Origin of the sequence: Erythrobacter sp., from assembly GCF_038133525.1 — a bacterium.
Taxonomy (GTDB): domain Bacteria; phylum Pseudomonadota; class Alphaproteobacteria; order Sphingomonadales; family Sphingomonadaceae; genus Qipengyuania.
On the sequence record NZ_JAYPTL010000016.1, the window covers coordinates 1 to 14,381 of the forward strand.

A 14,381-nucleotide genomic window follows, 5' to 3' on the forward strand; every position below is an offset into this window, starting at 1 on the left:
CGATTGTGAATCCAGTTTGTCAACAGGGCCTAGATACTCCCAGCCTATTCAATCTCCCTAAAGAAATCAAACCTCGCAGATCATCTCTGGTACTCAATACGCCGAAGACAGGTCCGGCCCCACTGTTTCTTTTTGATCTTAATGTTCTTTTTGACGTCGTAATGCAAAGAAAGGACTACGCAGCCGTCAGTCGAGTCTTTGCTGCCGCATTCGAAAATGAGGTTCGCTTAGCAATTTCGGAGGAGTTCGTAATTGAGTTGCAGCGGCAAACAGAACGCTTCCCGCATGACCAGCTTTTGAATCTCGCCTCCGCTTTGCCGATCGTTCCCAAACCGCCCAAGGCAATTGCCGACCAATACCACAATGATCTTGCGAAATTGGTGTTTCCTGACCGGCATCGAGCCGGTTCGCTCACCGAACAAGATCGTTCGGACATTGGCCATCTGACCACCGCAATCGTTGAAGATGTCGCTGGCTTTGTGACATCCGAAAAGGCGATCCTGAGGAACGCAGATGATCTGCGATTACGATATGGGATTGAAGTCGTTTCGCCGCTTGTGTTTGCGTCTGTACCGGATGATCAGCTTGCCTCGCAGTCCAGCCTGACGATTGAGCATCAAGAGCGGTCAATCACGACTCGCGAACTCACAGACGCAGATCGACTGCTGTTGGAAAGTTCGGCCAATCGCCTCGGGATTTCACCTTCAATTGTTCGCGTAGCGCTTGGACAAGGAACGTCCCGCTCGCCCCGCACTAGAGTAGTTGTCCGCGGAGATAGAGACCTTATAGCAGCCGCCACTTGGCAGCCTGGCGCCACAGATGAGGCTGGTTCCCAGCTACATGTCTTTGTGGACATGCAAGACGCCGCTGCTGAGCTCGCAGTTGACCATCTACTAGACCTTGCTTGCCGATCCGCTTCCACTTCAAAGGACAGTTTTCTTTGGATTGAGACTTCGCCGAGTTTGCGTTTGGTCCGCGAGCGCGCCCTCAATTTTGGATTCCAAGTTTCCAGTCACGCTAGCGGCCAACGCGAGCGCCTTGTGAAAGTCAGTTTCGGACGCCCAATCACAGCTGGAAACTGGGGTGGCGTTGGGAATCTCATTCGCTCTCGGTTTGAGATCTCTCTGCCTGTTGCCGCCCCCACTTTCGTCAATCCAGACGACACAATTGAAATTGGAAATCCAGATGGTTCGCTGACTGAACTCCGGCTCAGGACTCTTGAAGATTTCCTTGGACCAACAATTTTTGCGCTTGAAGGTCGCCCTGCGATCATCGTCCCGATCTGGCCAAGTTACGCCGAAGCGCTGTTCCAAGGCACTCTGCAGCCCACGCTGTTAGCAGGAAAGCGCGCTGGCCTTTCGCCTCAAAAGTGTTATCTTTCCAATGCGAAGAACGCCGCACGAGTTCCGGACAACGGCTTGATCGTTTTCTTTGAGTCGGCGGGCAAGGCGAAATCGAAAGGGAGGTCGGCCGCGACCGCAATTGCCCGAGTGCAACGAAGGTTCCTAGCAACCGAGCACTCAGCAGCAAATCTGGCGCAGCTTCGGGGCGTGTTGTCGCAAGCCGATATCCAAACTATGGCGAACGGTGAGGACTTGTGCGTTACCGAATTCGATAATCTGCTGAAGTTTCGCAACGCTGTCCCATTGGCTCGGTTGAAGGAAATCGGTTGTGCAGACGGTGCGAATCTCGTGACGGCAAGAGCTTTATCTTCTGAAAGCCTTCAAAAACTCATTGAGGTTGGAGAGCCAGTTGCTTCAGCAAACCACTGAGCAGGTCCTCATTTCCTTGAGGCCAAACTTGCTCGATGCATTCCTGTCGGGTGAGAAGTGCGTGGAACTGCGCCGCCGTGCGCCAAAGCTTCAATCAGGGACGTTGGTTTGGTTTTATGCAAAGGTGCCCTACGGCCGAGTAATGGCAGTCGCAAAGTTGCGTGATGTCACAGTCGAGACAACTGCAGCAATTTGGGAAGCTTACCAAGCGTGCATGGGTATTAGCAAAGCTGAGTTCGATGCCTATGTCAGTGATATCGATACTGCCGCGGTGATGTCGTTTGACACGATCTCTCCTGTTGCACACCCCCCTGGCCTACAGGAATTGCGCGCACTTGAGCCTGGATTTCAGCCGCCTCAGTTTTTCCGGCGCATGCGGCCTTCAAAGTTGTTGGATCGGTTGTCCGACTCTAATCCGCTAGCTTCTTTGCCCGGCTGTCAACACTGACGGGATTTATTCCTCGCCCATCCGCAACGCAGCAATAAACGCCTCCTGCGGAATGCTCACATTCCCGTATTCCCGCATCCGCGCCTTGCCCTTCTTCTGCTTCTCGAGCAGCTTCTTCTTGCGGGTGATGTCGCCGCCATAGCACTTGGCGGTCACGTCCTTGCGCAGCGCGGCGATGGTTTCGCGGGCGATGATCTTGCCGCCGATCGCGGCCTGGATCGGGATCTTGAACAGGTGGCGCGGAATCAGGTCCTTCAGCCGTTCGCACATGCCGCGGCCGCGCTCTTCCGCCACGCTGCGGTGGACGATCAGCGATAGCGCGTCGACCGGCTCGTTGTTGACGAGGATGTTCATCTTGACGAGATCGCCCTCGCGCAGGCCGATCTGTTCGTAATCGAAGCTGGCATAGCCGCGGCTGATCGACTTCAGCCGGTCGTAGAAATCGAACACCACCTCGTTCAGCGGCAGTTCGTAGGTCACCTGCGCGCGGCCGCCGACATAGGTCAGGTCGGTCTGGATGCCGCGGCGGTCCTGGCACAGCTTGAGGATGCTGCCGAGATATTCGTCGGGCGTGTAGATCACCGCCTTGATCCACGGTTCCTCGATCACCTCGATGCGGTTGGTGTCCGGCCAGTCGGCCGGGTTGTGCAGCATGATCGACTTGGCATCCTCGTTCTTCGTATGGCTGAGCTGGATGCGGTATTCGACCGAGGGTGCGGTGGTGATGAGATCGAGATCATATTCGCGGCTGAGGCGTTCCTGGATGATCTCGAGGTGCAGCAGGCCGAGGAAGCCGCAGCGGAAGCCGAAGCCGAGCGCGGCGCTGCTTTCCATCTCGTAGGAGAAGCTGGCGTCGTTGAGCCGCAGCTTGGCGATGGATTCGCGCAGCTTCTCGAAATCGGCGGCGTCGACCGGGAACAGGCCGCAGAACACCACCGGCTGCACTTCCTTGTAGCCGGCGAGCGCCTGGGTGGCCCCGCCCTTCACCGTGGTGATGGTGTCACCCACGCGGGCCTGTTCGACCTCCTTGATCTGCGCGGTGATGAAGCCGATTTCGCCCGGGCCGATTTCGGGCAGGTCCACGCGCTTGGGGGTGAAGGCGCCGACACGGTCGACCAGGTGCTGGGTGCCGCCCTGCATGAACTTGACCTGCAGGCCCTTCTTGATGACCCCGTCGATCACGCGGACGAGGATGACCACGCCGAGGTAGGGATCGTACCAGCTGTCGACCAGCATGGCCTTGAGCGGCGCGTCGCGATCGCCCTGCGGCGGGGGGATCTTGGCGACGATCGCCTCGAGCGTGTCCTCGATCCCGATGCCCGACTTGGCGGAGGTGAGCACGGCTTCGGACGCGTCGAGGCCGATAATGTCCTCGATCTCGGCGCGGACCTTGTCGGGCTCGGCCGCGGGCAGGTCGATCTTGTTGATGACGGGGACGATTTCGTGGTCGTGCTCGATCGACTGGTAGACGTTGGCGAGCGTCTGCGCCTCGACCCCCTGCGCGGCGTCGACCACCAGCAGCGCGCCCTCGCAGGCGGCGAGGCTGCGGCTGACCTCATAGGCGAAGTCGACGTGGCCGGGCGTGTCCATGAGGTTGAGCTCATAGGTCTCGCCATCGCGCGCGGTGTAGTTGAGGCGCACGGTCTGGGCCTTGATGGTGATCCCGCGTTCCTTCTCGATGTCCATGTTATCAAGGACTTGCTCGGACATCTCGCGCGCGGTCAGCCCGCCGGTGTGCTGGATCAGCCGGTCGGCGAGCGTCGACTTGCCATGGTCGATATGCGCGATAATGGAAAAATTGCGGATCTTGGAAAGGTCAGTCATCGCGCCGCCCATACAGGCGGCACGCAAAGCTGTCAGCAGGCAAAGATCGCCTCAGGCAGCCTGCTGGTTTGGTGCATTGGCGGACAGCTTGAATTGCGCGAAAGACGGGTTCGATTCCAGCCCCTGCGCCAACGTGTAGCGACCGGGCGGAAGCGCTTGCAGCGGAACGCCAGCCGCAGCGAGTTCATAGGGGCTGACGCGATGCCGCGTACACAGACCCCCTGCCCCGTCGTCGACCAGTTCCTGTTCGAACTCGACGCCCTGGGTATCGTCCATCGTCCGCCGTACCGAACACACCGCCAGCTGGCCCTGTCCGAAATCGAGCACGAACATGGTGCCGATGGGCACGTCTTCCAGACCCTGGATCATCGCCCCGGTACGCGAGAGATTGCGCAACGTGACGTCGTAATAGTGATCCTCGTGGATCAACCCGATCTTGCGGAACACAGTACGACGGCTGGCGCGTTGTATACCGGAATCGGTCGGCGCGAGAATCCACTCGCCTTGCGAAATCTCTTCCAGGACCTGCTCGTTCGACAAAGCACCGGAATAAACGAAACCACAGACCTGGTTCACACCCAGGCGCTTGAGTTCTTCCATCAAGGCCATGGCGTGTACGCCTGATGCGACGATCTCCATTCCCATGGCACCGCCGAGCGCCACAACTGCACGGACAAGCTCCAGATCGCCAAGTTCGCTGCCAAGCACGGGTTCGAAGAAATCTTCCCCGATGCGCAAGGCGTTGAACGGCGCCCGGCGCAGATAGCTGAGCGATGAAAGGCCGGTTCCGAACTGGTCCAGAGTTAGTCGCACGCCGAGCTTGAAGAGCGCCGCAAGTGCCTTGTCGACCTTGGTACCATCGCCGAGCAACACGGACTCCGGCAAACGCAACTCGAGCCGCGCGGGATCAAGGCCCGTTTCCTCGAGAACCTCTTCGACCGCCGCGACGAAGCCATTGGCTTCGAATTGTACGGGACTAACCCGGATCGCAACGCGGAGCTCATGCTCCCATTGCACGGCGTCTTCGCAAGCGCGCCGAAGGCCCCATTGGCCGATCGGAATGATAAGACGGCTGCCTTCTGCGACTGGCAAGAAGGTGTCGGCTTCAACTCGACCACGCTCCTCATCGGACCAGCAGTACTGCGCCTCAAGCGCCACGACGCGGCTGTCAGACAGGTCGACCACCGGCTGGTATTCCAGCGTAAAGTGTCCCGCCTCGATTGCTTCCGCGAGGTCCTCTTCCATCCGCTTGCGCAAGTTGGCTTCGTGTTCAAGATCGGCGGCATAGAAACGGAATTGTCCGCGGCCACCGTTCTTTGACGCATAAAGCGCGAGGTCGGCAGCGCGGGTCAGTTCGTCGCGTTCGACCCCATCATATGGAGCAATCGCGATACCGACCGAACAACCAATCGAGCAGCGCCCTTCTTCGACAGAGTAGGGTTGCGAGAGGATCTGGATAATCTTCTTTGCGATCTCGCCGAGTTCACCGCGGTCGTCGATATCCGGGATGAGGACTTGGAATTCATCGCCGCCCAAACGCCCGATTTCGCCTCGACCAGCGACGGCGCCGCGCAAGCGATCAGCAACCTGCTGGAGCAACTGGTCGCCTGCCGCATGCCCCAGCGTGTCGTTGACCTGCTTGAAGCGATCCAGGTCGAGCATCATCAATGCTGCTGCACGCTTTGCCGTACGGAAAGCATGAAGCGTCGAGTCGATCCGTTGTTCCATGCGATGGCGATTGGCCAACCCGGTCAGGGAATCGAATTTGGCCAAGCGATTGGCCTCTTCCTCGGCTCGAAATTCGTCGGTTACATCGACCGCACTTCCCCTGAAACCGCGAAACTCGCCTTCAGCGTCGTAAAGAGGGCGGCCAGAAAGGCGCAGGACCAAGTCGATCGAGTCCCGGCTCGCCTGCACGGCAAGCCCGGCGAAGCTCTTGCGCGTACCCAGCCTGAGCCCCAGTGAACGGCCGTCAACCTCACCCTCGACCGGGATAAAGAGCTGCTGCATTGGCTGGTCGAGGACCCGGTCGGCAGCCAATCCGAGCGCCGATACAATCCAGTTGCTGAGGTAGGTCGTGCGACCCGAGCCGTCTGTAGTCCAGAAACCCAGGGATCCGCTCGTTTCGATATCTTCGACAATCGCGACCTTATCATCGGCAGTGACGCCTTCAGGCGAGGCTTCGCCGGGGACCTGCGCGCCTTTCTTGCCCTTGAAGAAATCGGAAAAGGGCATAGCCCCCATGATCACCAAGCCTCGACTACCAACGTTGTTACCAGTCCATTGCTAGGCAAGATTGGTTAGTTTTACCCTAACGACCAGCCTTACCCAGCGCGAAAAGTTTGACCCGGAGCGCGTCCTACCGGACCCGTCGGCGCGAAGCGCTTGGGTCGATTTCGACGAAGGCCTTGCCCTTAGATCCCGCGCCCCGCAGCTCGGCCTTGAGGAGTTCGTACGGATCTTCGGGCAGGCTCGCGAGCGGCCGACCTGCAGCCTCGATCTGATACGGAGACACGCGGTGCCGCGTGCAAAGCCCATCTGCTCCATCGCTTATCAGCGGCGTCTCGAACTCGAGACCCTGCATATATCCTTCTGAACGGCGGACAGTAGCCACTGCCAGCTGACCGCCGCCCAGGTTGAGCACCATCGGTGTCTCGATAGGAACCTCGAGCAAGCCTTCGATCATCGCCCCGGTTTTTGAGAGGTTTCGCAGCGTGACGTTGTAACTGTGATCTTCATGGATGACGCTGATCTTGCGATAGACCGCACGGCGTTCGGCACGGTATTTCTCAGGACCACGAGGCTCGTAATTGAGTTCTCCGCTAGCGAGCCGCTCCAACAGCTCTTCATGGGGAATTGCAGGCGAGAAGATATAGCCCTGAACAAGGCTCGCGCCGCGTTCGGCAACCAGCTTGAGTTCGTCCTTGGTCTCGACGCCTTCAGCTACCGTGTCCATATTCAGCGACTGAGCCAGCGAGACGATCGCGCTCATGATCGCCGGGTTGTTGTTGCCCTTCTCCGTAGCACCGCGCACAAAGGATTGATCAATCTTGATCTTGTCGAACGGTGCCCGCTGGAGATAGCCAAGCGAACTGTACCCGGTTCCAAAGTCGTCGAGCGCCAGGCGTACACCTGTTTGCTTCAGCTCTTCGAACATCGCCTGCGTCCTGTCGGTATCACCCAGGAAAACGCTCTCGGTGATCTCCAATTCTAGCCGATGGGCTTCAAAGCCCGTTTCCATGAGGATCGATTTGACGATCTCAGGCAAGTCATCCCTCGCGAACTGCACAGGCGACACATTGACCGCAACACGCAGTTCCACCGGCCATTCCCTGGCCTGGCGGCAAACCTCACGGATTGCCCATTCGCCCAGATCGTTGATTATGCCGATTTCTTCGGCGACCGGTATGAACTGCGAAGGTGGAATGAAGCCCCTATCGGGATGCTCCCACCGCATAAGTGCTTCAAGACAAGTAAGCTTGTGCGTCTTTGAATCGACGATGGGCTGATAATACATCTTCAGCTCACCGTGCTCCAAGGCATCGCGCAAATCTTCTTCAATCTGTCGTCGATGTTTTGCGCTGTCAGTCAGGTCGATGTGAAAGAAGCGGTACTGCCCCCGGCCACCGCCCTTGGCAGCATAGAGCGCAAGGTCTGCTGCCTTGATCAGCTCATCGACCTCGACCCCGTCATAGGGTGAGACCGCAATCCCGACCGAGGTGCCGATAACAGCGCGCGAGCCGTTGAGCTGGTAGGGTTGGGAAACCATCTGAATCAGCTTCTGACCGATTTCGCCGAGATCTCCGCGATCATCCATGTCAGGAAGGATGATCTGGAATTCGTCGCCGCCCAGGCGTCCAATCTCGCCTCGTTCACCAATGACCTTCTCGATCCGGCGAGCGACCTGCTTGAGCAGCTCGTCACCGGCAGGGTGGCCCAAAGTATCATTGACTGCCTTGAATCGATCCAGGTCCATCATGAGCAGGGCGCAGCTGCGCTTGGAGTTTCGGAAGGCCTGCAGGATCGATGTGAGGCGCTTGGTCATCCGATGGCGATTGGCCAGACCCGTAAGCGAGTCATACTGTGCCATCCGCTCGGCATCACGTCGGCTTTGGAAGGTTGCCGTGATGTCCTTGGCACTGCCGCGAAACCCCACGAAATCCTGCTTCTCGTCGAACTGTGGCTTTCCGGCGATTTCCCACCAGCACTCACTGGAGCCCATCGCAAGGCGGACCGGAAGCTGCGAGATCGAATTGCGCGCGCCCAGCAAGAAGTTGAGTGGACGTTCGGTGTTCTGGCCCGACTCTTCGTCTGTCTCCGGCACGAAGAGCGCCGTGAGATGGTTGCCGATAATGTCATCAACCGAACAACCGAGTTTCTTGGCTGCGTTGTCCGATATGTAGATTATGCGGCCATGCCGGTCGGTGGCCCAGAACCAGCCGAGTCCGGCATTTTCGAAGCTATCGAGCAGTTCGACGCGACGCCTGATATCGGCAGCACCGATCGGCCGGAGTTCCGGTTCGGCTGCCTCACCATCTTGTCGTGCCTTGGCGCGCGCTCCACGCGCAAAGATCCCTACCATTGGCAGCCTCGAAACTCCGATCTTAGGGGAAATGATCCCCGCACCCTGGAACAGATCAAGCCGCCTAGCGGGAAAAGCTTTCCAAACGCATAACCATGCCTCTCAACGCTATCCCGGCCCTTTCAAGCTTTGCATCGCTGCTTGAGACGTCTTGCGTACAGGCTATGCTGCTTTACAGCGTCTTGCAGGGAGAAGTGCTGGATGCGCCATATCGCGATCGTGGGTTCAGGCCCTGCGGGTTACTACACCGCCGAAGCGGCGGTTAAGAAATGGGGCGACGACGTCAGGGTCGACATATTCGACCGCCTGCCTGTGCCTTATGGGTTGATCCGCACCGGCGTCGCGCCTGATCACCAATCGATCAAAGGTGTGTCCCGTCGCTACGAGAAGGTCGCACTTTCGGACAATGTGCGTTTCGTCGGCAATGTCGCCGTTGGCAGCGATGTGTCAGTAGAGGAACTGCAGGATCTTTACGATGCTGTCGTCTTTGCCACCGGCGCGCCAAACGACCGATCACTGGACCTCCCGGGAGATCATCTCGCCAATGTATTCGGCAGTGCGGCTTTCGTTGGGTGGTACAACGGCCACCCCCAGTTCGCGCAACTCGATCCAGACCTGTCTGGAAAGCACGCAGTGGTTATCGGAATGGGCAATGTCGCTCTCGACGTCGCCCGCATATTGTCAAAAGAACGCTGCGAATTCGATGGCTCGGACATCGTTCGCCATGCCCTTGAAGCGCTGTGCGCTTCGAACATTCACACGATCACGATCCTTGGGCGGCGCGGACCGCACCAGATCATGATGACGCCCAAGGAGCTGGGGGAGTTGATGCACCTCAACAAGGCCAGCCCGAGGGTCGAAACGGTCGATCTGCCTCCAGTGGACGATGACGCAATTCTTGAACCGGGCTTGCGCAAATCGGTCACCCTGCTGCGCGATTTCGCGGCAATCCCGGAAAGCATCCACGGGGAAAAACCGATAACCATCGATTTCGACTTCTTCGCCAGCCCCACGGCCCTGCATGGCAATGACGGCAAGGTTCGCGAAGTGGAGGTTGAACGAACCAGGGTCGAAGCCGGGCGTGCCATTGGGACCGGCGAAACCTATCGCATTCGCGCAGATCTGGTTGTGAGCTGCATCGGTTATCGCAGTTCACCGATCGAAGGCGTCCCCTTTGACGAGCGAGCAGGCAGATTTGCGAACGACGGTGGCCGCATACTCCCCGGTCTCTATTGCGTCGGATGGGCCAGGCGCGGGCCGTCAGGCACCATCGGCACCAATCGGCCCGATGGCTATTCGGTAGTTGATCTGGTTGATGAGGACCTTGTCGGAGGCTCGCCCAAGCGCGGCCGATCCGGATTCGACGAACTGGCTGCCGCGCGGCAGATTGATGTCGTGACGTTTCGCGATTGGCAAAAGATCGAAGAGGCTGAAGAAGCCGCCGCCCGTGAAGGCGCCCCGCGCGAGAAATTTACCGATGTTGCCAGTATGATAGCAGCGCGGGGGGGCTAGCTGACCGCTTGCAATCGACACTGCTGACCCGCATGACAGAGAGGCCCAAGAAGGCCCAAAAAATCCAGAGGATACCTGTTCGATGACAAAACTCGCTGACGAAGCCGCCCAGTCCACCAGTGCGCTCGGTCCGCTTGTCGGCCTGACGCGAGAGGATATCTTCGGCGCCGTCGCCGTCATGTTGCGTGAAACCGCATCGGACCCACAGCGCCTGATGAAGCACGGTCAGGCCATGGGCGAGGACATGATCAAGATCATGACCGGCAAGAGCGATTTGGCGCCCAACCCCAAGGACAAGCGCTTCCAGGACCCGGCATGGCAATACAATCCCTTCATGCGAGCGGGGATGCAATACTACCTGGCCGTACAGAAGGGCGCTGCACGCTGGCTGGAGGACCTCGAGCTCGACGAACTCGAGAAGGACCGGGCGCGATTCATTTCAAATATCATCATCGACAGCATCGCACCCACCAACACGCTGGTCGGCAACCCGGCCGCGCAGAAAATGGCGATCACCAGTGGCGGGCTGAGCCTGATCAAGGGTCTCAAGAACGCCTATGACGACATGGTCCATAACAAGGGCATGGTCAGCCAGGTCGACAAGAAGCCGTTCAAGCTAGGCGAGAACGTGGCGACCTCGAAAGGCTCGGTGGTGCTGCGTACCGAAATGATGGAACTGATCCATTATGCCCCGACTACTGACGAGGTTTACGAAGTCCCGCAGCTGACTATCCCGCCGCAGATCAACAAAATGTACATCAACGACCTCAGCCCAGAGAAATCGGTCGTGAAGTACCAGCTCGACAACGGCATCCAGACTTTTGTCATCAGCTGGAAGAACCCCAGCAAGGAACAGGGCCATTGGGACATGGCCGACTATGTGAGCTCCTGCCGCGAGGCGATGGAGGCCGTCAGCAAGATCACCGGCTCGAAGAAGGTCAACGTTTCGGCCGGTTGTTCGGGAGGTCAGACCGCAACCATGCTCGCCAGCAAGCTGGCGGCGGACGGGGACGACCTGCTGGGTACGCTGACGTTGATGGTCTGCGTTCTCCATCCCAAGCAGAACGACATAGAGGCGGGATCGCTTGTGAGTGAGAACGGCCTCGCCCTCGCCCGGCGCCGGGCCGCGAAGAAGGGGATCATCAAGGGTGACGACCTCGCCCGCGGCTTTGCCTGGCTGCGGCCCAATGACCTCATCTGGAACTACGTCATCAACAACTACCTGCTTGGGCAGGATCCGCCAGCCTTCGACGTGCTGTTCTGGAACGCCGATGCGACCAATCTCTCCGCCGCGCTGATGGGCGATTTCCTGACGATCTTCGAAACGCTCGCCTTCACCAGGAAGGGCGAGGTGGAGATGGTCGACCACAAGATCGACCTGAGCAAGATCACCAGCGACCTGTTCATCCTTGGCGGGGTGACCGACCACATCACGCCGTGGAAAGCCACCTACCGCTCGACGCAGTTGTTCGGATCCAAGGACGTGACATACGTCCTCAGCCAGTCGGGCCACATGCAGGCGATCCTCAACCCGCCGGGCAATCCGAAGGCCAAGTATTACATTCAGTCCGATGCGAAGAAGAAGCTGCCCCAGACCGCCGACGAATGGCTGACCGGCACCAAGGAAGTGGCCGGTAGCTGGTGGCCATACTGGATGGAATGGGTCCAGACCCGTTCAGGTGGGAAAAAGGCAGCCCCTGCGAAACTGGGGAACAAGGCCTACCCCCCGCTGGACCCGGCCCCGGGTCTCTACGTTATGGAGCCTTGCTGAGCATTTTCGGCCGAGGAGCCACCGCGTGAGCAAACAAGACCAGTCCGAACTGACCGCAACCACCCGGATGATGGAGGCTGGGGGACGCATGCTGCGTGTCGCAACCTGGCGCCTCGATGCTCCATCGGACCATCCACCCATCCTGTTTTTCAACGGCATTGGCGCGAATATCGAAGCGGTCGCCCCGCTGGCCGAGCAACTGCCCGAACGCGGCTTCGTCATGTTCGACATGCCGGGAACGGGCGAAAGCCCCGACCCGACCGTCCCTTACAACCCGTTCACGATGAGCTGGACTGCCAAGCAGATATTGGAGCAGCTGGAAATCGATGAGATTGACGTAATGGGCGTGTCATGGGGCGGCGCGATGGCGCAGCACTTCGCGCTCCAATATCCCAAGACTACCCGCAGGCTGGTGCTCGTCGCGACGACGGCGGGCATGCTGATGGTCCCCGGCAATCCTGCAGCGCTGACCAAGATGGCCAACCCGCGCCGCTATATCGATCCCAACTTCATGAACGAGCATTTCCAGACCCTTTATGGCGGGATCGATCGTGACGGTGCCGAACACCAGAAAGACAGCCATATCGGCCGGCTCAAGCCACCAAGTCCGCGCGGCTATTTTTACCAGCTCCTGGCGATGCTGGGCTGGACCAGCCTTCCCGCCCTGCCCTTCCTCGGCAAGGAAACGCTGGTGATGATGGGCGATGAAGACCAGATCGTCCCGCTCATCAATGGTCGCATCCTCGCTTCCGCCATCCCCAATGCGCAGTTGGAGGTCTTCCGCGGGGGCGGGCATCTGTTCCTCCTTACACATGCGGACGAGGCGGTGGCGTCACTGAGGAAGTTCCTCGATGCGCCGGCCACCGAAGCGGAGCTGGCGCGAGCCGCCTGACGGCACGCCACCGGGCCCATCGAGCAGGAACAACGCGAACATGGACCCACTCAGCACCGCGCTTCCCCCCACCAGGCAGATCCATGGCGAAGGCGGGGCTCTGGGTCGCACGGGCTTCGCCTGGGCAATGTTCGAATGGGCCCGCAACCCATACTATATCCTCATCGTCATCTATATTTTCGCGCCTTATTTCGCGCGCGATATTATCGGCGCGGACCTTTTGGCAGGCGGCACGCTCAACCACCTCGATCCGGAGAAGGCCCGTGCTGCTGCCAATGCGCAGGGCCAGGCGACCATCGCTTCCGTCACGAAATGGGCCGGATTCATCGCGGCACTGACCGCCCCCTTCCTTGGCGCGGCGCTCGATCGGGGCGGAAGGCTAAAGCCCCTGCTGTTTTGCGCGCTGCTCTCGATCACCGTCTGCTCCGCCTTGCTATGGTTCGCGATGCCGGGTGGCGAAGGCCTGCCGATCCCGATGATCATGGCACTGCTGGTGATCGCCTATGTCAGCTACACCTATTCGGAGGTCACGCATAACGCGATGCTGAGCGTCGCCGGAGCGCCGAACCGGCTCGCGATGATTTCAGGCCTGGGGCTCGGCCTTGGCAATCTGGCCGCAACGCTGATCTTTATCGCGCTCGTCCTGCTGTTCGTGTTGCCATCGATGGTTGGTTGGCCGTTTCCGACTCCTCGCTTCGGCCTGGACATTGCGAAGTTCGAACACATGCGCATCGCCGGTCCCATTTGCGCAGTCTGGCTCGCGGTGTTTTCGGTGCCCTTCTTCCTCAATGCGAAGGACCCCGGGACCCCCGGTGCAAGCTGGCGCAAGGCGGTGGTCGAGGGGGCTCGCAGCGTGCTCCAGACGCTGCGTGAGGCATCGCATTATCGCGAGCTGATGAAGTTCCTGCTTGCTCGCATGTTCTACGCCGACGCCATGGCCGCCCTGCTCGCCTTGGGTGCGGTCTATGTCGCGCTGTTCCTCGACTGGGGCTTCCTCGAAATGCTGTGCTACGCGATCTTCGCGAGCGCCTGCGCCTTTGGAGGTGGCATCTTAGGTGGCTGGCTGGAACATAAGGTAGGCGTCAAGCAGGCGCTGGCGATCGAGATTGTCGCCATGGTTGTAACGCTGGTCATCCAGCTCAGCATCACTCGCGAAAGCCTGTTCTTCGGCCTCATCCCCAACTCACAGGTCTGGGACGGCCTGGTATTCCAGAGCTGGTCCGACCTGACCTATCTGGGCTTGATCAGCGTGGTCGCGATTGCCGCTACCGCCAGTATCTCGTCGAGCCGCACCATGTTGGTCGCGCTGGCTCCTGTAGGTCGAAGCGGCGAGTTCTTTGGCCTGTTCGCCATCGCCGGGACGATTACCGTGTGGATGGGGCCGCTCCTCGTCGAACGCTTCACCCTGTGGTTTACCAGTCAGCGGGTCGGCATGGCTTCGATCTCGATACTCTTCACCATCGGCCTGGTGCTGCTGCTGACGGTTCGCATGCCGACGGGCGCAACCAACCCACGCACTGGCTAAAGGGCACTGGACTCATCGGTCCTTATGTGAAACCTTCTTCTTAAGAGAGAGGAGA

Annotated in this window: 9 protein-coding genes; 6 read left to right on the top strand and 3 right to left on the bottom strand. The window is 59.3% G+C overall.

Features of this window, described 5'->3' with window-relative positions; translation table 11 throughout:
• Together AAFM29_RS05800 and AAFM29_RS05805 are read left to right on the top strand one after the other, a co-directional pair.
• Nucleotides 1-1,772 (top strand): PIN domain-containing protein (locus AAFM29_RS05800; RefSeq protein WP_341711854.1); only part of this gene is annotated, 1,772 nt, incomplete at its 5' end.
• Nucleotides 1,753-2,220, top strand: coding sequence for a hypothetical protein (locus AAFM29_RS05805; RefSeq protein WP_341711855.1), 468 nt, complete (start codon nt 1,753-1,755; stop codon nt 2,218-2,220). The genes AAFM29_RS05800 and AAFM29_RS05805, both read left to right, overlap by 20 nt.
• Nucleotides 2,221-2,226: 6 nt before the next feature.
• Here AAFM29_RS05805 and lepA read toward each other — a convergent pair whose 3' ends face one another.
• From lepA to AAFM29_RS05820, 3 genes are all read right to left on the bottom strand, one after another.
• Complete coding sequence (gene lepA / locus AAFM29_RS05810; RefSeq protein ID WP_341711856.1) at nt 2,227-4,044, bottom strand: translation elongation factor 4; 1,818 nt, start codon at nt 4,042-4,044, stop codon at nt 2,227-2,229.
• A 51-nt stretch (nt 4,045-4,095) separates the two neighbouring features.
• Nucleotides 4,096-6,288: an EAL domain-containing protein gene (locus tag AAFM29_RS05815; protein WP_341711858.1), complete on the bottom strand. Its 2,193-nt coding sequence runs from the start codon at nt 6,286-6,288 to the stop codon at nt 4,096-4,098.
• Between the two features lie 115 nt (nt 6,289-6,403).
• A complete protein-coding gene (locus AAFM29_RS05820; RefSeq protein WP_341711859.1) occupies nt 6,404-8,626 on the bottom strand; it encodes an EAL domain-containing protein in 2,223 nt (740 codons plus the stop codon).
• Nucleotides 8,627-8,827: 201 nt separating this feature from the next.
• On the opposite strand from AAFM29_RS05820, the gene AAFM29_RS05825 reads away from it, so the two are divergent.
• The 4 genes from AAFM29_RS05825 to AAFM29_RS05840 all read left to right on the top strand — a co-directional run bounded on the left by AAFM29_RS05825 (nt 8,828) and on the right by AAFM29_RS05840 (nt 14,326).
• Nucleotides 8,828-10,138: an FAD-dependent oxidoreductase gene (locus AAFM29_RS05825; RefSeq protein WP_341711860.1), complete on the top strand. Its 1,311-nt coding sequence runs from the start codon at nt 8,828-8,830 to the stop codon at nt 10,136-10,138.
• A gap of 82 nt (nt 10,139-10,220) precedes the next feature.
• Nucleotides 10,221-11,909, top strand: a complete 1,689-nt coding sequence (locus AAFM29_RS05830; protein ID WP_341711861.1) for an alpha/beta fold hydrolase — start codon at nt 10,221-10,223, stop codon at nt 11,907-11,909.
• Nucleotides 11,910-11,976: 67 nt separating this feature from the next.
• The gene (locus tag AAFM29_RS05835) at nt 11,977-12,801 is read left to right on the top strand and encodes an alpha/beta fold hydrolase (protein WP_341711913.1); all 825 of its coding nucleotides are present in this window, start codon (nt 11,977-11,979) and stop codon (nt 12,799-12,801) included.
• Nucleotides 12,802-12,841: 40 nt separating this feature from the next.
• Complete coding sequence (locus AAFM29_RS05840) at nt 12,842-14,326, top strand: MFS transporter (RefSeq protein WP_341711862.1); 1,485 nt, start codon at nt 12,842-12,844, stop codon at nt 14,324-14,326.
• Nucleotides 14,327-14,381 lie beyond the last annotated feature (55 nt).

Excerpts from the sequence above, each read along its gene's own strand:
- lepA (WP_341711856.1), bottom strand. The coding sequence starts at position 4,044 with ATGACTGACCTTTCCAAGATCCGCAATTTTTCCATTATCGCGCATATC.
- AAFM29_RS05815 (WP_341711858.1), bottom strand. The coding sequence starts at position 6,288 with ATGGGGGCTATGCCCTTTTCCGATTTCTTCAAGGGCAAGAAAGGCGCG.
- AAFM29_RS05820 (WP_341711859.1), bottom strand. The coding sequence starts at position 8,626 with ATGGTAGGGATCTTTGCGCGTGGAGCGCGCGCCAAGGCACGACAAGAT.
- AAFM29_RS05825 (WP_341711860.1), top strand. The coding sequence starts at position 8,828 with ATGCGCCATATCGCGATCGTGGGTTCAGGCCCTGCGGGTTACTACACC.
- AAFM29_RS05830 (WP_341711861.1), top strand. The coding sequence starts at position 10,221 with ATGACAAAACTCGCTGACGAAGCCGCCCAGTCCACCAGTGCGCTCGGT.
- AAFM29_RS05835 (WP_341711913.1), top strand. The coding sequence starts at position 11,977 with ATGATGGAGGCTGGGGGACGCATGCTGCGTGTCGCAACCTGGCGCCTC.
- AAFM29_RS05840 (WP_341711862.1), top strand. The coding sequence starts at position 12,842 with ATGGACCCACTCAGCACCGCGCTTCCCCCCACCAGGCAGATCCATGGC.